Here is a 25,366-nt window from a genome sequence, read left to right as displayed (position 1 = left end):
CGCTTATGTCATATTGGATATCTCAATTTTAAGGTAGAACAATGCCGATTTTGCTACAAATAACTTTAGTTTTAGCAATTGCACTGTTATTGGTGCCGCTATGTAAAAGGCTGAATATCCCGAGCACCTTGGGCTATATTTTAACGGGCATCATTGCGGGTTCGGGTTATTTTCAAATAACGAATATGCCTGAGCTACAACTGCAGTTTACCCAAATCAGTATTTTTCTCTTGCTGTTTTGGCTGGGGCTACAGTTACGTCCTGAACGTCTTACTCGCATGAGCCCAACCATCTGGATCATGACAGCGATTTTAAGCAGTGTCTCTACCCTTATTTTTGCAGGCATGATTCATTTTATTTTGGGGCAAAGTTTTCGCGCCAGTTTTGCGATTGGTTTAGCAGCGAGCTTTTCAGCCACGACCTTAGTCATTCAACATTTAAATAAACAAGATCAACTTGCGACCACACATGGACAAAATAGCTATTCCATACTGATGATTCAAGCGTTGCTGAGTATTCCATTTATTGCGCTGATTCCGCTGTTGTCGGGTATTCCATCGACTGAACATGGGGTGGCTTATTTTGCAGTCATATTGGCAACATTTACCGGATTGTTTTTATCAAATCGCTATGTGTTTCAGCCCTTGTATCAATGGATTGCAAAAAGTGGCAGCCATGAACTGCATATTATCGTGGCATTGTTTGTCACTTTAGGCTTATTGCTTTTAATGAGTGTGATTGGTGTGCATGTCTATCTTGCTGCATTATTTGCTGGCGTACTGTTGGCAGATTCTGATTTTAGACCTGCAATTGAGTCGAGCATCAAACCCTTTTTAGGGCTATTCATTGGTTTATGTTTTATTAGTCTTGGACTGTATATCGATCTAAAAGATGTGCTGCAAAACTCACTGTTCATTACGCTTGGCGTTTTGGCACTGTTTAGTGTGAAGTTTGCAATCAGTCTGGCGCTATCACGTTTTTATCAGCAAACATGGCGAAATAGCAGCTTATTGGCAGCGAGCCTTGCACAAGCAGGTGAATTAAGTTTTGTCTTGCTCATGATTGCGACATTTGAAGGCGTGATTGACCGTGCATTGCTTTCGCCTTTACTGCTCATTGTGGTTATTTCCATGTTACTTACGCCAATCATTTACTGGCTGTTAGATCGACAGATTTTGCCACGATTGGATCGCCATAATCATTTACTTGCCACCTTTGATACGGACAGTTCTGCGCATATCAGCACCCCTATTTTATTGATTGGTTTCGGTCGATTTGGGCAAATGATTGCGCGAATCTTACGTCAGCAGCAACAAAGCTTTAGCGTCATGGACAGTACGATTGAAGCAACACATTTACTTGCTCAGTACGATATTCCATTTTATCAAGCAGATGCCACCGAGCCAGATACACTCGTACAAGCAGGCATTCGTTCAACCGATACGGTCATTGTTGCGATTGATGATATTGAAGATTCCATGCTGATTGTGCGACATTTAACGTGGAATTATCCCGATATAAACATTTGGGTACGCGCTCGTGACCGTCATCATGCAGAGCTGTTACAAGATTTAGGTATTCAGCATATTTGGCGAGAAACGTATCATTCTGCTTTGAATCTCACTGAACATGTGCTGTCTCATTTAGGTCTTGAAACCGAACAAGCCAAAACCGCTATTCAACGCTTCCAAGCGCATGATAATGACTTATTAAAAGTACAGCAGTCTTCTTCATCTATAGATCAGGCGAGATCCGATCACAGTGTTTTGGCTGAACTTGCGCATTTATTTGAGCAAGACCAAGTGTTACATCCAATCAAGTCAGATACTCGCGCTTTAACAGATCGTGACCACAATCCTATTGATGTGATAAGAGATGATCTGTCATAACTTGTGTTTTACAATAGTGTCACCATTAAAGCAGGGTTATGGAGAATTTTATGTCTGATTTACGCCAACGTTTTTTTATTGAAGATAGCCCTGTCCGTGGTGAAGTGGTACATCTCGAAGAAGCGTTACAAACCATTATCACGCAACGTGACTACGCGCCTGCAGTTAAAGTACTGCTTGGTGAAATGTTATGTGCAACAGCACTCTTAGCAAGTACGCTTAAAATTAAAGGGCGTATTAGCCTGCAAATTCAGGCATCAGGCAGCTTTAAATGGGCAATGGCTGAATGTAACCACTTGGGCGAAGTGCGTGCCTTAGCGGACTATGAAACTGATCCACGTTTTGATGAAGCAGTTGATAGCAGCACAGTATTTAAAGCACTCGCTAATCCTGTCTTGTTTATTAACATTGAACCTGAGTTTGGTGAACGTTATCAAGGGATTGTGCCTTTAGATAAAGATAACCTTGCCAGCTGTTTAATGCAGTACTATGACTTATCTGCGCAAATTCCAACCCGCATTGTTCTTGCAAGTGATGAGCAACGTGCAGGTGGTTTACTGATTCAATTGTTACCTCGTAACAATGAAGAAGAACAACGCCGTGTCGATGAAGATCTCTGGCCACGTCTAACTGTGTTAACTGAAACGTTAAAAATTGATGAGTTAACCACTTTAGATGCCAACGAAATTTTGTATCGCTTGTACAATGAAGAAGAAGTACGTTTGCCTGAAGCGGAAGTACTGAAATTTGGTTGCACGTGTTCAAAAGAACGTTGTGCCGTTGCATTAGAGCAAGTCGGGATCGAATCGGTTCGTGAAACACTCGAATTTCAAAATCCAATCGAAATGGATTGCCAATTCTGCAACAGTAAATACACATTTACTGCGGAAGAAGCCTTAAGTTTATTTGGCAAACACTTAAGCTAAAATAAGGTTTATCTGTCATAAAAAGCACGCCATTGGGGGTGCTTTTTTTGTTAGCAAAACCGAATATCAGGCATCTAAATACACATTCAAGTCATACGTTATTTTCTAATTCGCAGAATGCTAAAAAATAAAAGCATAATTTTATTCACTTTTTTAAAGGCATCTTATCTTGTGTTTGAATCTGTCATTTTTTGAAACAATAAGGTACAAAACATTACTGTTTCAGTCTGATGAAAGCCTGAATAATAAAATCAAACAACATGATTCTTAAACAACTCCCTGTGATCAGAATCAAACTAGGAATTTTATATTTTAAATAGGCAGGATGCACATATCGAAATTGCATCCCATATTTGCGAAGAATGATTGATTACTTAAACCTGTATGTTTAAGGAGTAAGCCATGACAACCATCCAAATTAGAGAAAATGCATCCAGTTTCACCGCATCCGATGTGATGGATCAGCAATATTTAGATTTAAGCCATTTTGCTGAAGTTTGCGGACAAAGCCCTGAGTGGGTCTTGCAATTGATTGAGCACGGCATTTTACCCGAGCGCTCTGAACCTCAGGTGTCTATGTTTATGGATGAAGATATCTCGCGAGCTCAGCGGGCTTATCGTTTACAACGCGATTTTGATGCTTCTTTTAGCGCTGTCGCGATGATGATTGATCTCATTGATGAAGTACAACAACTCCGTCATCAAGTGAAACAATCGCATTTCAAATAAATATAAACCTCCTAAGTGACCTCATAGCGAGATATCACTTAGGTTTTTCTATTTTTTCATTTTTATAGCGAGAAAAACGGCACTCATGAAGACCAAAGATTGTAATAAAAAAATAAAACACATGTTCCCTGAATATCGGGATTTAATTGTCCAACTTCGCCAAGAAAATCCATATTTTGCGAACTTGTTTGAGGAACATGCCGTATTAGATAAGCAAATTGCACAGTTAGAACTTGATCCGATTAATCATGTTAATGATGATATAGAAGGGATTAAGCGCAAAAAACTGAAGCTTAAAGATGAAATTTATCGACTGTTAAAGAGTTCAGAAGCAGATCCGCTGAGTTAAATTGCAACCAGTATCTGATTCATCAAAAACGACATAGATCGACAGGACTGTTCAAAGCGAAACAGCTTACAGACCTTTGTAATTTAAAATCATAGTGTATTTTCTTGTTATACCATGATGCATAAAAAAGCCCCGTACCCGCTAAAATCTAAACATTAGCAAAGTACAGGGCTTTTCTTTTAGACCACGATTCATATGGAGAGTGCCATATGAATCTTCAAGCCAATATTATGCTTGTTCGATGTCTTTCATAGACAACTTGATACGACCACGGTTGTCAACGTCAGCCACTTGAACTTTAATTTCTTGGCCTTCTTTCAATACATCTGCAACGTTCGCAATGCGTTCGTTTGAGATTTGAGAGATGTGAAGTAAACCATCAGTACCTGGCAAGATGTTCACGAACGCACCAAACTCAACAATACGGATAACTTTACCCATATAGATTGTGCCTGGTTCGATTTCAGCAGTAAGTGCTTGGATTTTCGCAACCGCAGCAGCCGCAGCAGCTTTAGTTTCACCGAATACGCGAACTGTACCGTTATCTTCGATATCGATTGCAGCTTTGGTTTCTTCAGTGATTGCACGAATAGTCGCGCCGCCTTTACCGATCACATCACGGATTTTGTCCGGATTGATGTTAATCACTTGGAATGTCGGTGCGTGCATTGAAATTTCAGGACGAGCGCGTGAAATGACTTGGTTCATCTCATTAAGAATGTGCATACGACCAGCATAAGCTTGGTTCAATGCAGACTCCATGATCTCTTCGGTAATACCTTCGATCTTGATGTCCATTTGAAGCGCAGTAATACCGGTTGCAGAACCTGCTACTTTAAAGTCCATATCGCCCAAGTGATCTTCATCACCTAAGATGTCAGAAAGAACTGCGAAACGCTCGCCTTCTTTCACAAGACCCATCGCAATACCCGCAACTGGCGCTTTAAGTGGAACACCTGCATCCATAAGTGATAGTGAAGCACCACATACAGAAGCCATTGAAGATGAACCGTTTGATTCAGTAATATCAGATACGATACGAATTACGTACGGGAAGCGATCTGCTGGTGGAAGCACCGCTTGAACACCACGACGCGCCAAACGACCGTGACCAATTTCACGACGTTTAGGACCAGATTCACGACCTGTTTCACCTACAGAGTATGCAGGGAAGTTGTAGTGAAGCATGAAGTTATCAGTTTTAGTACCTGCAAGGGTATCAACCATCAACGCATCACGTGTATTACCCAAAGTTGTTGTTACCAACGCTTGAGTTTCACCACGTGTGAACAATGCAGAACCGTGAGCACGATCTAGAACGCCCACTTGTACGTCAATTGCACGTACAGTTTTTGTGTCACGACCATCAATACGTGGTTTACCAGACAAGATATTGTCACGTACGGTACGGTATTTTAAGTCTTCGAATAATTCGTTAACTTCGTCAGAAATGCCAGTTTCGTCATTTTCAGGAACGAATTGAGCCAATGCTTCTTCTTGGAGCGCATCAAGTGCTGCATAACGTTCATGCTTAATAGCAATAGTATATGCTTCAGAGATTTTCGCTTCGAATGCTTCTTTCAATTTACCAAGAAGTTCTTCATTTTTAACTGGAGCAACCCAAGTTGACTCAACTGCACCAGCAGCTGCAGCAAATTCTTTGATCGCTTGGATCGCGATTTGCATTTCGTCATGGCCGAACAATACAGCGCCAAGCATTTGATCTTCTGAAAGTTCTTTCGCTTCAGATTCAACCATCAATACTGCAGACTCTGTACCTGCCACAACAAGATCAAGATCTGACTCTTTCAATTGTTCGTGGTTCGGGTTCAGGATGTATTCACCGTTGATTAAACCAACACGTGCGCCACCGATTGGACCACGGAAAGGTGTACCAGCGATAGACAATGCAGCAGAAGTACCCAGCATTGCAGCAATATCAGCATCCATTGTTTTGTCAGATGAGATGACAGTCGCAGTCACTTGGATTTCGTTGTAGTAACCTTCTGGGAACAACGGACGGATTGGACGGTCAATCAGACGTGAAATTAAAGTTTCAGCTTCAGACTGACGACCTTCACGTTTACCATAACCACCCGGGATACGACCCGCAGCATATTGTTTTTCTTGGTAGTTAACAGTCAATGGGAAGAAGTCTTGACCTGCTTTTGCTTTTGGTTGAGCAACAACAGCAACAAGAACTTGTACGCCACCCATTGTAATCACAACAGTGTTCGCTTGACGTGCAACGCGACCTGTTTCTAATACAACTTGGTGTTGACCAAATTGGAATTCTTTACGAATAATATTAAACATAGACATGTATTTTTGTTTCCCGATTTTATTCTAGTGGAGACCCCTAAGGTTTGGCATTCATCACCCAGTACACTGAGTTTGATTATAAATGACAAAGCTTAGAAGCCGACCTCACCAGAAATAACATACTAATTTTAAACACAAAGAAGGAGCGAAACGTTCGCCCCTTCCACTGGTCTAGTCGACAACTAAACCGACTTTAGTTTTCAGTAATACAGCATTCAAAATGCAATAGTCCGAAAATAAAGTTTAATCGAATTAACGACGTAAACCTAAAGCACCGATCAATGCTACATAACGACCGTGGTCTTTACCATTTAGGTAGTCAAGTAACTTACGACGTTGGTTAACCATACGGATTAGACCGCGACGGCTATGATGGTCGTGTTTGTGCTCTTTAAAGTGAGCTTGCAAATCATTGATTTGAGCAGTCAAAAGCGCTACTTGAACTTCTGGTGAACCAGTGTCGTTTTCAGCGCGTGCGAATTTAGCAATGATCTCTGCGCGATCTGCGTTTGTTAAAGCCATTCGATTTCTCCGAGATGCTTAATATATCTTGATAAAAATCAAAGTAATGAGAATTCAAAACCTTGACTGCCGTGCATCACTACAGCAAGTCGAATATTTTACGTGAATCTCGCTCAAATTGCAAAAACAGATCATCTATTTTGATGTTCACCCATCAGATTTCAGCTTGGAAATAAAACCTCATAAGCACAAAGAATAGATAAAAAAATCCCGAGTCAAACTCGGGATTTTTAGGCGCTGTAGTTTCTTCTCTTATGGTTATATTTTTTTATTTATTATTATGGTTTATTACGCCTTTAGGCGCTTTGTTATGATCACATCATCCTTGTGATTGAACGTCTACTTCCCTATATGCAACAGTTTGACAGATTCGATCAGTACGAATAGAGGTTAATCCCCTCTTTCCGCGTAAGCCGTTTCGTACATAAACTCACGCAAAAATTGCATAACATTACACTTATCATTTTTTATTTACGTTGCAACAGTCTTATCAAGTGAGCACGTTTACATAACTGTTAATTAGAAAATACTGGATTAATCACATCACCAAATAAAAAGCCCTGTAGTCTCTCCCAAAACTACAAGGCTTAGCGGCTGTAAATTTCCTCTTTCACTTACGTCACTGTAAGTTCGCTGCCTTTCGACGTTATTAGAATAATTATGCGATTATGCTCAACATTCCGTGTTGAGTTGTTTATGGCAGTCATCTTCTCAGAAACGACACTAAAGCTCTATCGGCAAATTTCCTGAATCAGTGTAAGCATTTGCCTACAAAGAATTGGCATTAAATACATTCAAAATTGTGACACTGTTCAATAATTTTTTGGGTTAAGCCGCTTTGTCTGGCAGTTTTTACACAAAGTGACTGTGTAAATGCATCACGATTGACTAACAAACTCACTACCTTTTTTGCACGTGTAATAGCGGTATAGATGAGCTCTTTGCTCAGTAAGGTTTTGGCAGCCTGATCTAAAACCACAGCAGTGTGGACAAACTCAGAACCTTGCGATTTATGAATAGTAAGTGCAAATGCTGTTTCTATATTTTTAGGCAAGCGTGTTGCAAGTACCCATTTCTCTAAGCTTGGGAAATATACTTCAAATTGACGTACATCTCCGATTTCGCGCAAGAAGCAAATACCAATATCCCCATTCGACAACCCCAGTTGGTAATCGTTATAGGTCATCATCACAGGGCGACCTTCATACCAATCGCCTTGCTTGAGCTGACCTAAAAGGTTCAATAAGCGCTGTTCCATGTGCATATTGAGTTGAGTTAGACCCAATGCGCCATAGCGAATGGCAGTCAAAATACGATATTGGTCAAAGCATTGTGTAATGGCTTGAACATAGTCATCAAAATTATATTGTGCTCGTCCCTGCTTGAGCAAATGCGCATAATCTTGATAGCCATACATGAGCTTTGCATAATAATCATCAAGTTGTTCCGCACTCGGTTTTTCTTCGCCAAGATATTCAAGTTGTAATTGGTCGACTTTAACCTCTGCGAGATGAATGGGTTGGAGTTGCGTCGCAGAAACCACTTGATCTTCAAATTCAACCAAAACGCTTGCAGGAGTATTCGAACGCTGAATAAACCGCGCCATTGCGCCAATCTTTGCACCTTCGGCAAAGCGACGTGTTTTGAGCAAATTGACATGATTACTTTTAAGCTGTGGTACTTGCTGTAAATCTGCTAACACTGTTCCAACATCAACGGATGCCAACTGATCGGCATCGCCCAATAAAATTAAACGAGCATGTTTGGGTACAGCAGCCAAAAGCATTTGGGATAGATTCAAATCTAACATTGAAGCTTCATCAACCACAATCACATCATAAGGTAAGGGTTGTTTCACATGAAAACGTGGCTGCGCTGTAGTACCAAGCCCAAGTAAACGATGCAAAGTCACCGGCTGTAATTGTTTTAATGTATCTAAATTAAATTGTTGCAATGCCTCACTATGCAGCGCGTTTTGTAAGGCTTCTTTCATACGTTGTGCAGCTTTGCCAGTGGGCGCTGCCATGGCAATCCGAATATTGGGTAAGGCTTGATTCAAAACAGCAATAATATGCGCCAATGTATAGGTCTTGCCCGTCCCCGGTCCACCTGTAATCATGCTCAAACCTTGACTCGTGACCATATCTAAGGCTTGTTTTTGCTGTGGATCAGATAAGAGCTGTTGATGCGCTTCGGTTAATTCAATCGTTGCAATCTGATTGGCACGAATTCTAATAATATGTGTGGCAACTGATTTTTCTAGTGCCCAATAACGATATAGATACAGTAGATGACCATCAAAGATAAAGGGCGCAATCGTGCTGTCTTGCTTTGTATCGGTAACCAAATGATGTAAGCCTGCAATCTGACTCGATTTTGCAACAATGCAACTGTCTCCTTGTTGCATGGCATCTAGCACGTTTTGCATCAATGCCTTTGCAGCATCATCGAATGTTGCGCTACTAAAAGGTGGCTGACATAGATAATCAATCCACGACGCTAAGTGAGACATTGCTTGAAATTGATCATTTTCCACACAGTTATCCTCAAAGTTATCCACAGGATAATTTTTTGTTTCGTTTATATAAAATATTCAACTTAGCAAAATTAAGCTGGTTTAATAGGCGAAAAATAGCCCAAAATAGCATCAAGTTTTTCAATGAACTCAACACTCGGTTGCCAATGATGATTGCCCTGTCCAGCGCATCCATTCATACCACGCAAATACAGATAACTTGCACCGCCCAAATGCTGATGAATATCATAATCTTGCATATTGGCTGTTAAATAACGATGCATTGCCACCAAATACAGAGCCGCCTGTAACCAATAACTAGAATGACTCATATTGTCTTGAATGGCATGGCTAGCATAGTCTTGTTGGTCTTGACCAAGGAAGTTACTTTTATAATCGGCAATATGATATTGCTGACCATCAAAATAAACCAAGTCAATTGAACCCGTTAAGTATCGCGCGGATTTTGCTTCATTAAAATCGCCCATCACAATGCCATATTCAACAAAAAGTGCGTGAATTTGTTTAATTTGAATAGCAGCATCTTGCATGGATAAGAAGAAAGGAAACTCTGACAAATAACTGCCTTTACTCAGTTGTTGCAGACTAAAATCAGCTTGAATAGGTGTAGATACGATTTCACCTAACCAATCTTGCATTAAGTTAAGCAAGATATCTTCATGCATTTCTTCAATAAAAACCATCATCGCCTGTTGTAGCAATGCTTCTACAGAGATTGCTTTTGGTTCAGCATGTGCAATATTGGCAATCTCTTTTTCGAATAGCTGAATAAAGACATCGTCATCTAATTCTTCAAAGTAACGATTAAATTGGGTTAAAAATGCGATGAACTCTGCTTCAGAAAAATCATCAGGATCTTTAAAGAAAGACTGCCATTGCTGTCGGTAAGCGGCATCATGTTTATGCTGACGAATACCTGTCAGCAACTTATAGTTTAGACTCAACAATACTTTTTGAATGGCTAAAATAAGCGATTCACTGTTGAGATGCATGGTGTTGGCAATGCGTTTAAACAGGGTTTGTAAATTCACTGTCGCATCGGCATACACGCCTTTAAACGCACGCTGTAATAAAGATTCTACTTGAAAGGCTTTTTGGAACTTATCTTTGAGCTCTGTCCAAATTTGTGGCGCGGTATTTTTAAAACGGCGACGAATTTCTAAGTTCCAATACGCGCGGTCTTGAAAATCAATATGTTCAAAAATACTATGTAAGAACGTTCCTGCCACTGTGCCTTTCGGGAAATTGACTTTAATCCAATCCAGTGGCTCCACGGTGATGTCATTTTCTAATAGCGTAAGATGAGTCTCATCGGCTGCACTGTCATGATGTTCTGCAAGCGTCACTAAATCATCTTTTAAGGGCGTGGTATACGCCTGATGGTTCGACAGCGCGGTAAAACTGGTTTTAGTACGCGGATAAAATTGCTGATTGGGCAATGGCTGTGCTGAGATTGCATTCGGTACGATTTGTTCTTGCGCGATGATCGCAATAGGCTCACGCGCCAATTCATCCTCTAAACAACTTAAAGGATGTTCAAAAACATCGCTGCCTTGCCCACGCCAAAATGCTAAACCAGAGCTTGATTCGGCATTTTTCTGACTGAGCATGGCATATACACGGTGGCTTGCTCGGGTCAGTGCCACATACCATAAGCGATGGTTTTCCGCGGCATTACGTTCAGCATTTTGTAAAATGGCTTGCTCATGTAAGTCTTTATGATTGACCGCAATCACACGCGATTGCTCTAAAACACTTTCAGAGAGTGTGTCACTTAATGAAAAGTTTAAGTTGCCTTTATTCACATCAAATGCAGCGTCCGCACCCAACAAAAACACCACTTTAAACTCAAGCCCTTTTGAAGCATGAATCGTAAGGAGCTGCACCCCACGATCACCTGAGAGCTTGCGTTCTTTTTCGCTGTCTTTTCCAGAAGGTGCTTGCAACTGACGTAAATACCAGTGATATAGCTTCTGCGCACCCTGATAATATTCACTTTGATGGCTCAAAATTTCCGTTAAGTGCCGTAAATTTACCACCACCCGTTCGTTATCAATACTTTGATTGGCGACGATATTGGTCCAAACGCTAAATAAATTAAGCGCATAGTTCCATGCCGTTAAAAAGCCTTTATCGAACCACATTTCACGAATAGCATCGAAATCACGGATGAATCGGCTTAAGCCTTCCGTATGATTTTGCAACTCAAGTAAGGTTTGAAGATCAAATCCAAGTAATCGCGTAATTAAAGCACGTTTAATTTTCGCTTCATTAAAGGGATCCATAATGGCAGTCAAGACTGCGGCAACATCTTGAGCAACGTGACTTGCAAACACGCTTTGCTTAGACTCTTTAAAGCAGGGAATCTGCATCCGTTGTAAACGTTGTTTGACCTGCTCGAGCGCATAATGTCCAAAGCCAAGCACTGCAATATCATCTTCGCAAAATGCGCGAGTCACACCCTGTTGATCTTGAAAAAATAGTTGATTTTGTTGTGCTTGATTCAGTAAATCACGAATTTTCCATACCACTTGATCCACTTCACTGGCGTCTTCAGTTAATTGCATCCAGCGCAATGGATAAGGATTTGACTCAGAGCCATCCATCAAATTAGGATGTGGACGACTGCCTGCTTCAATCAAGCTATAACGCACGTTTTCCCCAAAGTCCATTTGGCGCTGAAACAGTGCATCCACCACCTCAACCAAAGGTTTCACCGAACGATGGTTCTGAGTCAGCGTATATTGTGTACCTTGTTTTAACAAAACATCTGCATGTGCTTTGTTATAGGTCAGCATATCGCCACCACGGAAACCATAAATCGCTTGTTTCGGGTCTCCGACCATGATCATACAACCCAAATTGACTCGCGCAGCATCACGCCAAATTTTAGCCAGCAAATCATCTTGATCTTGGTTTGTATCTTGGAATTCATCGACCAAAATTAAAGGATAGCGCGACTGTACAAACTGGGCAAAACGACGCCCTTGCTCACCTTGTAAAGCTTCTGCCAAGGTTCGAATTTGCTGAGAAAACGTTGTTTCACCTTGTTTTTGTAATGTTTGTGGCAAACGGTTTTGGACACTCCGAATCAAGTGATAATCCAAATGCTTTTTTAGTTGCTCAAACTTCGCATTTAATGCCACTTTCATTTCGCATAACGCATCAATGGCACGAATCAATCCATTGTTTAAAAAGCGCTGTTGTTCATCTTCAGGACAACTCTTATTAAAGACCTGTGTCGTCGGTTCAAAGTCTGTTTTCTTACGACGTAAATAGCACAGTTGCAGCAAGGTTTTACTACATGCTGCATCAAAGAAACTCATCCCCGCTTGTACTTTAAGCTGCGCAGACCAATGTGGATATTGCTCAGAAATATCCACCAATTTGGTCAAAAAGCTTTTATGAAAATATTTCGGGGTTTCGCTGCAATACTGTTGAATATCGAGCAACGCTTGCGCATCAATGTTCACCAAAGCATTGATGCAATGATTCAGTGGTTCTAAGTCCCAATCGACATGTTTGACTTGTTTAAAGTGAGCAGCACTGAAATTTAAAGCATCACGGACCAAACCAATATAGTGATCCGAAGATTTCAGCATATTTTGCAGATACAACTGATTAATCACATATTGCGGTTGCTGTTGAATCCATTCACGCAGTACATCATGAATCAGCTGCTGAATATACAAATCCTGATCTTCGGTCAGTTCAGCACGTTCAATTTTGCCACTTTCAAAGGCAAATTCACGCAGCAACTTTTGACTAAAGCTGTCTAACGTACCAACAAACAGTTCATCGAGTTGATTTAACACCAAACGTAAGCGACGGCGTGCGTAATCCATACGCGAGCCATAATCGAGCAATACTTTTTTAAATAAAGGATCGGATTCACGTTCAATCTGCGCTTGTATCTCAACAGAATTTAACTGTTGATGCTTTTCAATATACCCTAATGTGTCCTGAACACGTGCCCGTACACGGCTTTTTAGTTCCGCTGTTGCTTTACGGGTAAAGGTCGTCGCAATCACTTGATTTGGATAATAGCAATCCAAGAATATACGTACCATTAAGCTGGAAAGTGTATAGGTTTTGCCCGTTCCGGCAGATGCCTCAATCCAATGCAGACCCTTAAACTGCATGTCTTGAATGGGGTTGGTCGATATTTTTTTAGAAAGATGGGCTGACATATTCATCCTATTATTTCACCCACTCTAAATGATCTTGAATCGGGGCATATAAGCGATATGCAAAGCGAATACAGCTTTGTGTTAAAGCTTGATCGGCATCTTGATCTTGTAATATAAACTGCCAATCTTGATGACGCTGATTAGACTCATCGCTCGTCAAAGGACGTGAACTTTCAAAGCTGTTGTTCCAATCTTCTAGCAATTTAGGCATCTCAGCAATATGTATATTGCCTTGCTCATCTTCAACCCAAGTCCAGTCTTTTTTTAACATCAGTTCGGCCGGTAACACCAATGGCTGCTTCTGCCCCGCTTCCCATGCATTAAACCAATGCTGTAAATATTCTCGTGCTTTAGAGGAAGTCACGCCTGTATAACGCAAGGTTTTATTGCTAAAGATCACAATGCGCTCTAAATCAGCTGTTGATTCATCATTATTGAGGTATGCCAACCACAATAAATACTCAAGCCAGACTTGGGCACGACGACGCTCCGAAGCTGAAGCAGATTGCATACTCAGCCAATACATACTCGCGTTATCTTCAGGCACACTAATATTCAAGACCAAATCGGACTGATAATTCCATGTACGCTGCGTTATCGCAGTCACCGTTTTATCAAGCTGAATCAGTCGCTCGTTTAGCAGTTCTTGCTCTTGTTGGCTGCTGAGCCATGTCGCCTCTTGGGTTTTCCCAACAGGCAATAAATCCGACATCAGTTTTAGCTCAATTTCTTGGTCTTGTTGCATCAAGAAATCACGTACTTGGTATTGTTCTAACTTATTTAAAATGAGAGGTTCTTGCGCTGCGGGCAAATCTGCATAACGCACACTAGAAATACCGACACTTTTTAGGAACAAGCGCGCAGGGAATGTCATGTCACGAATCCATTCCTCGCCCTTCAAAATACGTAAGCTGTCATTTGCAGCAACAGCATAATCGGTATTAATCCAACTCTGACGCTGCGCTTGAGCAGAACGAATATTTTCAGCCACAGCAAACCATTGATCTTGTAAACGTGGTGTTTTGATTTCAGTAAATCCAATGGGGTCAAAAGGCTGCATCGGATGGATGTGGTAAATCTGTTGAATATGCTCAGCGACCTCAATTCCTTGTAGATTTACCAAAGGATCAACATCAGAATCTGGCGTTTTAGACGCACAAATCAGTGCAATATGTTGGACAAGTTCATGCAAAGATGTCGATGGATCACGTGCTTCGCCATCATCGAGATCAAAACCGTTATAGAACAACCAAAGATTCTCTTGTGCGAGTAATAGTGCATCTAAAAATGCACCTTGATCATCGTCTAAACGTGAGCGATCACCTAACTGAGGTTTCAACATACTCATCAAGTCAAACGGCACATTTTGATTCCGACTGGGAAATTTACCCGTATCCAAATTTAACATGACCACCAATTTATAAGGCACGGGGCGAATTTGACCAATTTGACTAAAGGTAATTTGTCCGGTTGGTTCTGCCTGATCAATCTGTACATCTAAGCTGTTTTGTAGTTCTTCAAGCACATATGGCAAAGGCAAACTCAGTTCAACCAGTTCTTGGGTTGCATTCGGGTCATCTTGATCGTGATAATCTGCCAATGTCAGCATACGCATTTGCTTATCGAGTAGTTCAGCAACCGTTTTCAGCGACTCCACACCTGCGGCACGGAATTCATTCAAATCACGATTTAAATATTCTAGCCACACCTTAACAGGTGTACGTACACCCTGTTCATGCGCACTTAGCCAAGTACGACGACTGTCTAAATCCCGATAAATTTCAATCAGTGTTCCAATGAGGGGGAAATCGCTCGGCTGTACTTTGGCAAAGCTTAAAGTCTCGCCAAACATTTGATGTTCAGGAATGGCAATTCCCAAGGCCAAACGGTCTAAGGCATACTTAAAACTAAAGCGATAATCTTGATCATCATCGGTCAGTGTCTGTTGCAAATGTTGCTGATCCAGCCCGCGTTTAAACCCTGCATTTGCTAAAAGCTGTAACATGCGTTCGACCTGCACATAGTCCAATGCGTAGCGCTGTTGCGTAGCATTTAAGCTGAGCCAATCAGTAAAATCTTCAATGCTAAAGCGTCCACGTACCCATTGAATACGCCCTAACACTGCACGCCATGCATTGCTGACATCGAGTCGGGACACGCCTGAAATTTGAATCGGCAAATAAATATTGTTTTTATTGAGACGATTTTGACCAAACTCGCGCTCGCGTGGTGGCGGGGCAAATACACTACGAATCGCAGGTTCTAAATCTTTGAGATTTGGGGTTAAGACCAAAATATCATGTGGATCACGTGGTGCATCTTCGGTACCTTGTGACAACCAAAAAGTAATTTGCTCACGCAGGACTTCAAGCTGTCTAAGCGATGAATGACAAACATGAATTTGTACCGAATGATCATCGGGTTGTAGCAGATATGCATGCCGTTCAGGCTCAACCAAATACAAAATATCCGATTGGATTTTGGCAAGTAAATGCGCTTGGTATTCGTCGACAAAGGCATCTGCCCATAAGCCTTCTTCACCCGAGGACAGTTTAGATAACAAGGAGAAATGATCCCGTGCCTGTTTGCCAAAACGAGTTAACAATGGATGGCGTGATTCGCGATCTTCAGCATCAAAATTCAGCTGACTGGCACGAAATTTATTAATTTCAGCATCATTCGGTTGACGTTTACGGGTCTTTTCAAAACGCTCAATAAAACGTTCTTCACGCTGAAGATCAAATTTTTCCTTCCAATCCGGGTCGACACTATCTGCCCAATATTCTTGGGAAGGGTTAAAGTGGAAAATATAAATATCAATGTATTGCCCAAGACGGCGCAAAAAATCGAGCTGATTGGGAGGAAGTTCAAGTAAAGTAAAGACCACCACTTGTGAGGGCAAATGTTTTAACGCCTCGGCTTGAGTCTCTACACTTTCAATTTTTTCCCAATACAGTTTCTCAATTTCTAAAATTTTGCTGTAGTCGTCTTGGAAAATATGTTGCCATAACCAGCGTTGCCAAGCTTCTAGCTCACGTGCTTGAATTTTTATAAAATCAGAAATTTGAATCTCTTGACCATTTTCATCTTTTGGCGTGTAAATCATTTGCTCGACATCGAGCGGCAGATCTTGTCCCCACGCATCGAGCCAATTGGTCGCGCAAGTACATTGTTTGGGTGGGCAATTGCGGGCACAGTAACCGCGATAATCCATATAATGGCTAAATAGACGCGATACTTGTTCACAGACCCAATACAACATGCTTTGTTTTTTCAGTTGTTTTTCTGCACCATGTTCCAAGCGATCAGCACTGTCATAAATGCGTTTCACAATCGAATACAGCGGATGTCCAGATTTCAGCGGAATTTCATCGGGAAGAATGGTTTTGCGCAACGCCTGAAAAGCCCGCCATTTAATAATAATGCGCGGAATATTGGCTTCACGTACCTGCTCAAGCTCTTTTTGCGTATTCAATACCCACTGATAAGAGGTCCATTGAAAGGCACGAATCCGATGATGAAATTGGGTATTGGCACTGATGCCTTTTTTCTCAGCAATTTTTTGCGTAAGCCATGCTTCGACTGCTGGAGATGGCACAATAAAATGTCGCGTCTGTAACACTGCCAAAGGATGCGTCGCCCTTTGGTTGACAATACGCAGCATGCTATCCAAAAGCACATCAATACGTTGACTTTGAATAACATGAATTGCCATTGCTTCTCCAATCAATAAAACAGCACAGATACTACAAAACAATAAAGATTATTTACTATACTTAAGCATCTGTCTATGCCACTTTTAAAAGACAGCTTAAGCTAAAAATATGCTTTGAAAAAAATAGCTTAAATCTCGACTGATTCAGCCAAATGACAAAATAAAGCCAAGCATCTTAGGTAAATATTTATGAAATTAGACAAAATTCCGGATCAAATTGATCCAAGTTTAGACCTTGAACGCGTTCGTGAAGAATGTCTGGAACTCATTAAAAAGCGTGCCTATTTTTCCGCAGGCGCCGCTGTTATTCCAGTGCCATTCTTAGATGTCGTGATTGATGTCGGCATTTTGTCTCAACTGATGCCCGAGATCAATGCACGCTTTGGGCTAGCACCCGAACAAATGAGTGTCTTTGACCCGAAAACCAAACAAGTACATTGGAATGAATTACGTAAACGCGGTGTCGAATTTTCAGGTTTAGTGGTGGCGCGCACTGCCGTCAAAAAATCGATTAACAATGTCGCCGCCAAAGTCATTACCAAACAAATTACCAAGTTTATTCCACTGGGTGGACAACTTATTGCGGCAAGCTTGGGTTATTTCGTAATGAAAAAAGTGGCTGAAGCACATGTAGAGGAATGCTACCGCACGGCAAAAAGCATTCAACAAAAACAAGTGGCTCAAACGATTTAAGCCACTTTGTTAAACGACATTTAAACTCATCACTTAACTTAAACAGCTCAACAACGCTTATCCGCCTTTGAGCTGTTTAAGAATAGTACGTAAAATTTCAATGCGTGCAGTGTATTTATCATCAGTTGCAATCACATGCCATGGTGCATTTTCAGTGTTGGTACGTGCAAACATGTCTGCCGCTGCTTTTAAATAATCATTCCAACGTTCACGATTGCGCCAATCATCATCGGTAATCTTAAAGCGTTTATGCGCGGTTTCTTCACGGGCTTTAAAACGTGCTGCTTGCTCATCTTTTGAAATCGCCAACCAAAACTTAATGACGACAGTTTCATTTTGGATTAAATCTTGTTCAAAACGATTGATCTCATCATAAGCACGTTGCCATTCAACTGGTGTTGCAAAGCCTTCGATTCGCTCAACCAAAACTCGACCATACCAAGAACGATCAAAGATACAGATATCTTCCGTATTCAGTTTGCTCCAAAAACGCCATAAATAGGGTCGGCGTAATTCATATTTTTCTGGTGCAGCGATGGTATGAATTTCGTATTCGCGAGGATCAAGTTTTTTGACAATGCGTTTAATTGCTCCACCCTTGCCTGCCGCATCCATGCCCTCAAATAAAATTACTACGCGACGTGGATCAGTTCGCAATGCATCTGCGACTTTACGACTGAGTTTTTTAAGTTCAGGCTTGTACTCTGCTTTTTCAAGCTGTTCCTGAGCAGGCTTTTGCAATACCAAAGGGACTTTTTCCTGCTTCCATCTGCCCGAGGCTTTAACAGGATGTACAGGGCAATGTGCCAATGCTTTTAAAATATGCTGCGCAAACTGTTGATCACGCTGTGCTTCATCTTCACCATCAATGATGTACCAATCATCGGTGAAGCGCTGCCTGAGTCGTTGGATTGCGTCGTATTGTTTTTGACTGCGCCAATTTAAACCATGTAACTTATGCCAATGGATTTCACTTGGTTCAATCTCATCAAGCCGTTTTTGCAAGGCTTTCCATGGCAGGTCAAACCAAATTTTAATCACATCGACATGGTTATTTTTCAGGTCTTGTTCAAAAGCCCGCATACGCGCGACATAATCATCGAATAGGCTGTCATCAATCGGATGTGAAGCATGCATAGCAGTGCTAAGTAAATCGCTATACCAACTACCAAACAGCACCTGTATTTGACCCTCAGCTGGAATAAAACGTGCATAAGGTTGCCAAAAGGGTTGCTTGCCATCGAGGACTTGCGGAGGATCAGCTTTCACCAATAAATAACGTGGATCGACCCATTCACGCAGTTGCTTCACTGCTTCGCCTTTACCTGCAAGCTCAATGCCATTGACCAATATCACTAAACTCTTGGCATTCTTTTGCCCACGCGTATCTTTAAGCGCATATTGAGCACTGATCAGGTCAACTGAAAGTTTTTGTTCGTCCATCAGTTTAAATTCTTGGTTTTGCGACTGCATATCCAACTCTTATGATTATTCTTCATGATCAGTATAGACAACATCTAGAACTGACTCATAGCCTGTGCTACGAATTCTAAACGAATGTTTTGCCCGTTTTTCGGACAAATTGACCGACAAATCTTATTCACCCTGTGTATTTGTCATGGCGAGATCGCTTCACAGCCATTAAGATTCAGTCATCCACACATAAGAATTGAAGTGCTCATGTCCAAACTTGCAGTTTTAGATGATTTGTTAGAGCGTTATTATCAGCTGCATTATCATCAGCAACCCGATCTGTTACGTCGTTTGCAAGATGTTCAAGCGTGGCAAAAAACGCGTATGCAGCGCACCCATGCCAAACAATTTGCTGAAAAACAAAATATCCTGATGTCAGAATATTTTTTAAATCGCTTGTATGGTGGACCTGACTTTGATGCTTTAGCAGATCAAATTGCGCGTCTGACCAAATATGCCCATAAAGCGGAAAAACTCATTCCGGACAATGCGATTAAAACGGGTACTTCAGGTGTTGAACTAGCCATTTTAGCGGTGCAACTGGATGAAGAAGTTGCCATGCAATTGCTGCAAGATTTTCATCCTTATGAAGCACTCACTGATGACATGATGCGAGATACCTATTTAAAATTGGATCAAGGTGAGGCACGCCTAAAACAATTGGCATTGCTCGATCAATTGGGTGTCAGTCTCGATAAATATATGCGTTCATTTATGGTGCAAGCCGCTTTTAAAATGTGTAAAGGTGCAGCCAACAAATATAACTTCAATGTGATGTATGATTTTATGCAAGATGGTTTCTTGGCCATGAAACCCTTAAAATCTGCGGAAAAATTTGTGCTTGATTTCACCAAGGTTGAACGTCAAATTATTGAAAAAGTACATTCAGGTGATCCGCAGCCATTTCAATAAATCGATAAGCGTGAAGTTAAATTTGCTTTACCGTATCGTTTGATATGCAATAGCAGACAAGGTGCCTAGTCACCCGCTCTGCTACATTTTATGTATATTATTAATAACAATTGCATCATGAATGCTGAATAAGATCTAAGAATCTGTCATTATGCTGACAATTCAGATTAAACCCATTGATATGTTAGGAGTGACTCCAATGTCGAATGAAAATCAAACGCCTACCCCTACAACTGAGTCGGCACAACATACAGACAAAGTGAGCCCATTCTTAACAGCCCCTCTGCCAACGGGTGCACCGCAAGGTCAGCAACAATCGCTTGAACAACGTATTACCGACACACCTGTTTCAGGTACAGTGCCGAAATACAACTTGCCACGTGGTGCCAATACAGGCAACGTGGGTGCAACCACGCATTTCGGTTATCAAACGGTTAGCAGTGAAGATAAAGCCCAAAAAGTGGCAGAAGTCTTCCATTCTGTTGCGGCAAAATACGACATCATGAATGACTTGATGTCATTTGGTATTCACCGTTTATGGAAACGTTTTGCGATCAATATGTCAGGCGTTCGTCGTGGTCAACACGTGCTTGATATTGCAGGCGGTACAGGTGACTTAGCCAAAGTCTTTAGCCGTGAAGTGGGTCCAACGGGTCATGTGGTGTTGTCTGACATTAACGAATCTATGCTCAATGTCGGTCGTGATCGTTTAATCGATGCAGGCTGTACCAATGTAGACTTTGTATTAGCCAATGCTGAAACATTAGAGCCATTTGCAGACAATAGTTTTGACCTACTGACCATTTCATTTGGTCTACGTAACGTCACAGATAAAGATGCAGCACTTGCTGCTATGTATCGCGTGTTAAAACCAGGCGGTCGTTTATTGGTACTCGAGTTCTCTAAACCTGTATTTGAGCCGTTCTCAAAACTATACGATTTGTACTCATTCACTGCGTTGCCAATTATGGGTAAACTCATTGCCAATGATGCTGAAAGCTATAAATACTTAGCTGAATCGATTCGTATGCACCCAGACCAACGTACTTTAAAAGGTATGATGGAAAATGCGGGCTTCCAAAACTGTGATTACCACAACTTAACTGGTGGGATCGTTGCCGTTCACCGCGGTTTCAAATTGTAAGGTTCTGACAGATGTGGTCAATTCTGGCACTTGGTGCAATTGAACGCGTTATTCATCATGTGATTGACTTGGATGCGATTACCCGCATTCAGCTCAATGCCTTAAGCGGTAAAATGCTCCGTGTGGTGATCGCGTCACCTCAGCTTTCAGTCGATGTGTTTTTTGATGACGGTAAAGTCCGCTTAGAACCAACAGCAACAGGTCATAGCGAGTCGGCATCTATCTTTGAGCAGCGTCCATTTGATGAACCAAGCGTCGATGTGATAGATGCAACGGCAACGCTGAAAGTCACAAATGTCGTTGAGCTGTTCAAATTATTGCTTGCTGATGAAGTGGGAAATATCCCCTTACAAGGCGATTATAAACTATTGCAAGAGATCCAACGGATTATGCAGCAGGCTGAACCTGATTTAGCCGCGCATTTAAGCCCGTGGATTGGTCCTAGCTTAGCGCATGAAATTGCCAAAGTTCAACTTGCACCCAAACATGTTAAGCAGAACTTGCAAAGCCATTTATTCTTTGCAGAAGATGCCTTGAAAGAAGACAGTGGTTTGTTTGCCCCGCGTTGGCAAATGGATGACCTGCATCAAGATACCCGTATTCTCAATCAAAATTTAGATCGTGTTGAAGCCAAAATTCGTCAGCTTCAAACACAGATCGATGCTTCTCACGACTCAACTCAAAACTAGGTAAGCCCCATTATGATTCCGCACGTTTCACGTTTACTCGAACTTTGGCGCATTGCCGCGCACTATAGACTCGACACGTTGTTTCCTGCGGATGAATTACCTGAAAAAGCGCGTCATGCATTAGCACTCATTCGCATGCATCCCGCGGCTTGGTCAAGTAAGGAGCGTAAAAATCCACTGAAGCTAAAAGAAGCTTTAGAGGAAATGGGACCCCTTGCCATTAAGCTCGGTCAGCTTTTATCGACACGTCGTGATTTGATTCCACCTGAAGTTTTACAACAATTGGTCTTATTACAAGATCGGGTAAAACCTTTTGATAATGATGTCGCGCGTATGCGTATTCAGGAATCATTAAAAGCTGATGTAAATACTTTATTTGCACGTTTTGATGCACAACCACTTGCTGCCGCATCCATTGCACAAGTGCATACCGCTGCACTGCATGATGGTCGCGAAGTGGTGGTTAAAGTCACCCGCCCGAATATTCGCAGCCAAATTTTACAAGATTTTGAAATTTTGGCGTGGCTTGGTCATGCGCTTGAAAAACGCATTGAAGCAGCACGTGCCTTACATCTGAATGAGATTATTCAAGACTATCGTCAGATTATTCTGAATGAACTTGATCTCACTCTGGAAGCTGAAAATACGCGTTTAATGCGCCACAATTTCACTGGCTCAAGTATGATGTATGTGCCTGAAATTTATATGGACAGCAAAGATGTCTTAGTTGCTGAACGCATTACGGGTGTACCCATTTCAGATGTGGAGACCTTTGACCGTTTAGGCATGGACCGTGCAGATTTGGCGAAGAAAGGTTTAACCATCTTCTTTACACAAGTCTTCCGCGACAACTTCTTCCATGCGGATATGCATCCTGGCAATGTCTTTGTCGAAACCATTAATCCAAGTAATCCACGTTTCATTGCGCTTGATTGTGCGATTATGGGTGAGCTGTCTAAACATGATCAGATGACTGTTGCACGTATGCTGCTTGCGGTCATGAACAGCGACTTTATGCAGCTGATTCAGATTGTGCATCAAGCGGGTTGGATTCCACCGGGAACAGACCAAGATGCCTTAGCACGTGAAATGCGTCGCACGGTCGGTCCAATGGTATCGAAACCGATGCATGAATTGGATTTTGCGGGCATCTTAATTCAGGTCATGGATATTGCACGTCGTTTCCATTTGGAAATTCCACCGCAACTCATGTTGTTGCTGAAAACATTGGTGCATGTAGAAGGTTTAGGGACAGATTTATATCCTGAACTGGATATTTGGAGTTTGGCAAAACCAATCCTTACCGATTGGATTAAAGCGCAAATGAATCCGCAGAAAAATTTAAAAGAACTCGGACAAAAAATCCCTGATTTACTTTTAGGTGCACAGGATTTACCAACTTTACTCATTGATAGCTTAAATGGCTTGAAAAACCAGTCTGCGTGGCATGCTAAACAATTGAACGAGCTGCAAAGCATGCGTCTACAAATGGAGCATCAGCAGAAACGTAGTTGGATGTTCGGCAGTATCATGGCGATTCTATTAGCGATTGCTGTGGTTGCACCTTGGTATGTGGCTACGTTACTGATTATATTGACCAGTATTCTCGCTATTTGGCGCGTTATGAAATAAATATCATGAATCAAAAAAAGCCTGAATATTCAGGCTTTTTTATATTTCGTCGTTTTGGTGCTTTTTCATATGACCTTGAAGTCACATTTGGATCTTTCCCGCCATTGGGTCTTGTCAAAAGCACTTTAAAATAGCCCTATCTTAAAAAAGCTTGATACCCAATGACTCAAATATTGCAACGACATCCACCTGCCTTGACCATTCGTGCAGGTCATCTTGCCCGCGATTTGATTTTGAAAGAAGGTTTGCAACCTGAACAGGTTGATATTGTGCCCGGTGCTGCTGGTGGCCCTAAAGGGATTGGGATTCAAGGCTTGGACCAAGCTATTTTCGCTGATTTTTTTGAACGTTGCCCGCAGCGACGTACGCTTATTGGCTCGTCTATCGGCAGTTGGCGTTTTGCCAGTATTGCAGCGCATGGTGCTAAACAAGGTACAGAACGCTTAGCCGAACTTTATACCCATTTATCATTTCACAAAAAAATGACACGCCAAGATGTGAGTGATGTCTGCCGCGACATGTTATTGGCTTTAATTGGCGATCGAGCGCCACATGTGGTTAATCACCCCAATTATCATCTTGCGGTTTTATCGGTCAAAGCTCAGCATATGTTCCAAAGTGATAAAGCCTTGCCTTTACTGGCATCCATTGCAGGGATTGTGGGTGCAACCGCTGTGGCACGTAAGCATAGCCGTCATTTTATGCAACGGGTCATTAGCCAGCCAAGTTTAGGTCAACAATTTAAAATACCAGACGATGCATTTCAAACCCATTATCAAGAATTGACTGAAACCAATGTCAGTGCTTGGCTCATGGCTTCAGCCTCCATTCCTGGTGTTATGTCTGCAGTACAGAATATTCCAGATGCCCCACAAGGCAGTTATCGCGATGGTGGCTTAATCGACTACCATATTGATCTACCCTTCCCAAGCAAAGGCATTGTGCTCTATCCACACTTCACCGATTCAATTACACCGGGTTGGTTCGACAAGTTATTTAAACGCACGGCACATCCAGATCATCAAACGCGCACTGTGTTACTTTCGCCATCTTCTGAATATTTACGTAGCTTGCCTTTAGGTCGTCTGCCCGATCGTAAGGACTTTACGTTAAAAGGTTTAGATCAACATCAAAGAATTAAGCTCTGGAAGCAAAGCATTGCGGAAAGTCAGCGCTTAGGTGATGAGTTTTTAGAATTAGTGGAAAAGCAACACTTTGCTGAGGTCATGCAAGCCTTGTAATTGCGTGTGTTGACCTAACTTATTTGTATAATGAAATGAATTATTTGAGCGATTGAAATTTATGCAGAAGTTGTTAGTTGCCCTGCAATATGCATGTTTAGCATTTGGGTTATATGTGGTGTATAGCGTGGCTATGGATTTATATACCCAACAATTCGAAATGATGGAATTGGTGGCAGATGTGGGTACGATTCTCATCTGTATCGACTTAGCAGTGTTCTTATACGTAAACCGTGGTAAGCAAGGCGTGAGCATGCAAGAATATGCTCAGCAACTTGAACAAAAACCGTCAAAGCTCGTTTATGTGACGCGTAAATTGGGTCATTTGGGTATTTTACTGATCATTACCAGTTGGATTGTGCCTAATCTCTAAGTTGAAAAAGATCAGCGTTCATTCGCTGATC

The 25,366-nt window shown here is 41.7% G+C and carries 17 protein-coding genes; 11 read left to right on the top strand and 6 right to left on the bottom strand.

The genetic code is table 11. The features are described from left to right. Positions 1-41: 41 nt before the first annotated feature. The 4 genes from GFH30_RS01490 to GFH30_RS01475 all read left to right on the top strand — a co-directional run bounded on the left by GFH30_RS01490 (position 42) and on the right by GFH30_RS01475 (position 3,893). Complete coding sequence (locus GFH30_RS01490) at positions 42-1,889, top strand: cation:proton antiporter domain-containing protein (RefSeq protein WP_153370484.1); 1,848 nt, start codon at positions 42-44, stop codon at positions 1,887-1,889. 50 nt (positions 1,890-1,939) lie between these two features. Next, positions 1,940-2,815 carry an Hsp33 family molecular chaperone HslO gene (gene hslO, locus GFH30_RS01485; protein WP_153370482.1) on the top strand — a complete coding sequence of 292 codons (876 nt, stop codon included), beginning with the start codon at positions 1,940-1,942 and terminating at the stop codon, positions 2,813-2,815. Between the two features lie 402 nt (positions 2,816-3,217). Continuing rightward, positions 3,218-3,544: a chaperone modulator CbpM gene (locus tag GFH30_RS01480; RefSeq protein ID WP_153370480.1), complete on the top strand. Its 327-nt coding sequence runs from the start codon at positions 3,218-3,220 to the stop codon at positions 3,542-3,544. A gap of 85 nt (positions 3,545-3,629) precedes the next feature. After that, the gene (locus tag GFH30_RS01475; protein ID WP_153370478.1) at positions 3,630-3,893 is read left to right on the top strand and encodes a YdcH family protein; all 264 of its coding nucleotides are present in this window, start codon (positions 3,630-3,632) and stop codon (positions 3,891-3,893) included. Positions 3,894-4,121: 228 nt separating this feature from the next. Here GFH30_RS01475 and pnp read toward each other — a convergent pair whose 3' ends face one another. From pnp to GFH30_RS01450, 5 genes are all read right to left on the bottom strand, one after another. Then, entirely contained in the window at positions 4,122-6,209 is a 2,088-nt protein-coding gene (gene pnp / locus GFH30_RS01470) for a polyribonucleotide nucleotidyltransferase (RefSeq protein WP_171500986.1), read from the bottom strand. A 258-nt stretch (positions 6,210-6,467) separates the two neighbouring features. Next, the gene (rpsO, locus tag GFH30_RS01465; RefSeq protein ID WP_153370474.1) at positions 6,468-6,737 is read right to left on the bottom strand and encodes a 30S ribosomal protein S15; all 270 of its coding nucleotides are present in this window, start codon (positions 6,735-6,737) and stop codon (positions 6,468-6,470) included. Positions 6,738-7,521: 784 nt separating this feature from the next. Continuing rightward, positions 7,522-9,273: an exodeoxyribonuclease V subunit alpha gene (gene recD / locus GFH30_RS01460; RefSeq protein WP_153370472.1), complete on the bottom strand. Its 1,752-nt coding sequence runs from the start codon at positions 9,271-9,273 to the stop codon at positions 7,522-7,524. Between the two features lie 71 nt (positions 9,274-9,344). Further along, positions 9,345-13,469, bottom strand: coding sequence for a UvrD-helicase domain-containing protein (locus GFH30_RS01455; RefSeq protein ID WP_153370470.1), 4,125 nt, complete (start codon positions 13,467-13,469; stop codon positions 9,345-9,347). 4 nt (positions 13,470-13,473) lie between these two features. Continuing rightward, positions 13,474-17,178 carry an exodeoxyribonuclease V subunit gamma gene (locus tag GFH30_RS01450; RefSeq protein WP_153370468.1) on the bottom strand — a complete coding sequence of 1,235 codons (3,705 nt, stop codon included), beginning with the start codon at positions 17,176-17,178 and terminating at the stop codon, positions 13,474-13,476. Positions 17,179-17,367: 189 nt separating this feature from the next. Here GFH30_RS01450 and GFH30_RS01445 point away from each other — a divergent pair, with 189 nt between their 5' ends. Beyond that, entirely contained in the window at positions 17,368-17,871 is a 504-nt protein-coding gene (locus GFH30_RS01445; protein ID WP_153370466.1) for a hypothetical protein, read from the top strand. 57 nt (positions 17,872-17,928) lie between these two features. Here GFH30_RS01445 and pap read toward each other — a convergent pair whose 3' ends face one another. Beyond that, positions 17,929-19,344 carry a polyphosphate:AMP phosphotransferase gene (gene pap / locus GFH30_RS01440; protein ID WP_153370464.1) on the bottom strand — a complete coding sequence of 472 codons (1,416 nt, stop codon included), beginning with the start codon at positions 19,342-19,344 and terminating at the stop codon, positions 17,929-17,931. 207 nt (positions 19,345-19,551) lie between these two features. Here pap and GFH30_RS01435 point away from each other — a divergent pair, with 207 nt between their 5' ends. From GFH30_RS01435 to GFH30_RS01410, 6 genes are all read left to right on the top strand, one after another. Then, entirely contained in the window at positions 19,552-20,256 is a 705-nt protein-coding gene (locus GFH30_RS01435; RefSeq protein WP_153370462.1) for an FFLEELY motif protein, read from the top strand. Between the two features lie 199 nt (positions 20,257-20,455). Then, positions 20,456-21,400, top strand: a complete 945-nt coding sequence (ubiE, locus tag GFH30_RS01430; RefSeq protein WP_153373325.1) for a bifunctional demethylmenaquinone methyltransferase/2-methoxy-6-polyprenyl-1,4-benzoquinol methylase UbiE — start codon at positions 20,456-20,458, stop codon at positions 21,398-21,400. 11 nt (positions 21,401-21,411) lie between these two features. Beyond that, entirely contained in the window at positions 21,412-22,089 is a 678-nt protein-coding gene (locus tag GFH30_RS01425) for a ubiquinone biosynthesis accessory factor UbiJ (RefSeq protein ID WP_153370460.1), read from the top strand. A 12-nt stretch (positions 22,090-22,101) separates the two neighbouring features. Beyond that, positions 22,102-23,721 (top strand): ABC1 kinase family protein, encoded by a 1,620-nt coding sequence (locus GFH30_RS01420; protein ID WP_153370458.1) that lies wholly within the window; start codon positions 22,102-22,104, stop codon positions 23,719-23,721. A 161-nt stretch (positions 23,722-23,882) separates the two neighbouring features. Next, positions 23,883-24,962 carry a patatin-like phospholipase family protein gene (locus GFH30_RS01415; RefSeq protein ID WP_153370456.1) on the top strand — a complete coding sequence of 360 codons (1,080 nt, stop codon included), beginning with the start codon at positions 23,883-23,885 and terminating at the stop codon, positions 24,960-24,962. A gap of 61 nt (positions 24,963-25,023) precedes the next feature. After that, on the top strand, positions 25,024-25,335 hold the full coding sequence (locus tag GFH30_RS01410; protein ID WP_153370454.1) for a hypothetical protein: 312 nt from the start codon (positions 25,024-25,026) through the stop codon (positions 25,333-25,335). Positions 25,336-25,366 lie beyond the last annotated feature (31 nt).

The sequence above is a fragment of the Acinetobacter wanghuae genome (assembly GCF_009557235.1).
Taxonomy (GTDB): Bacteria; Pseudomonadota; Gammaproteobacteria; order Pseudomonadales; family Moraxellaceae; genus Acinetobacter; species Acinetobacter wanghuae.
The sequence above is the reverse complement of the archived record's forward strand: the minus strand, read 5'-3'. Positions and strand labels throughout refer to the sequence as shown.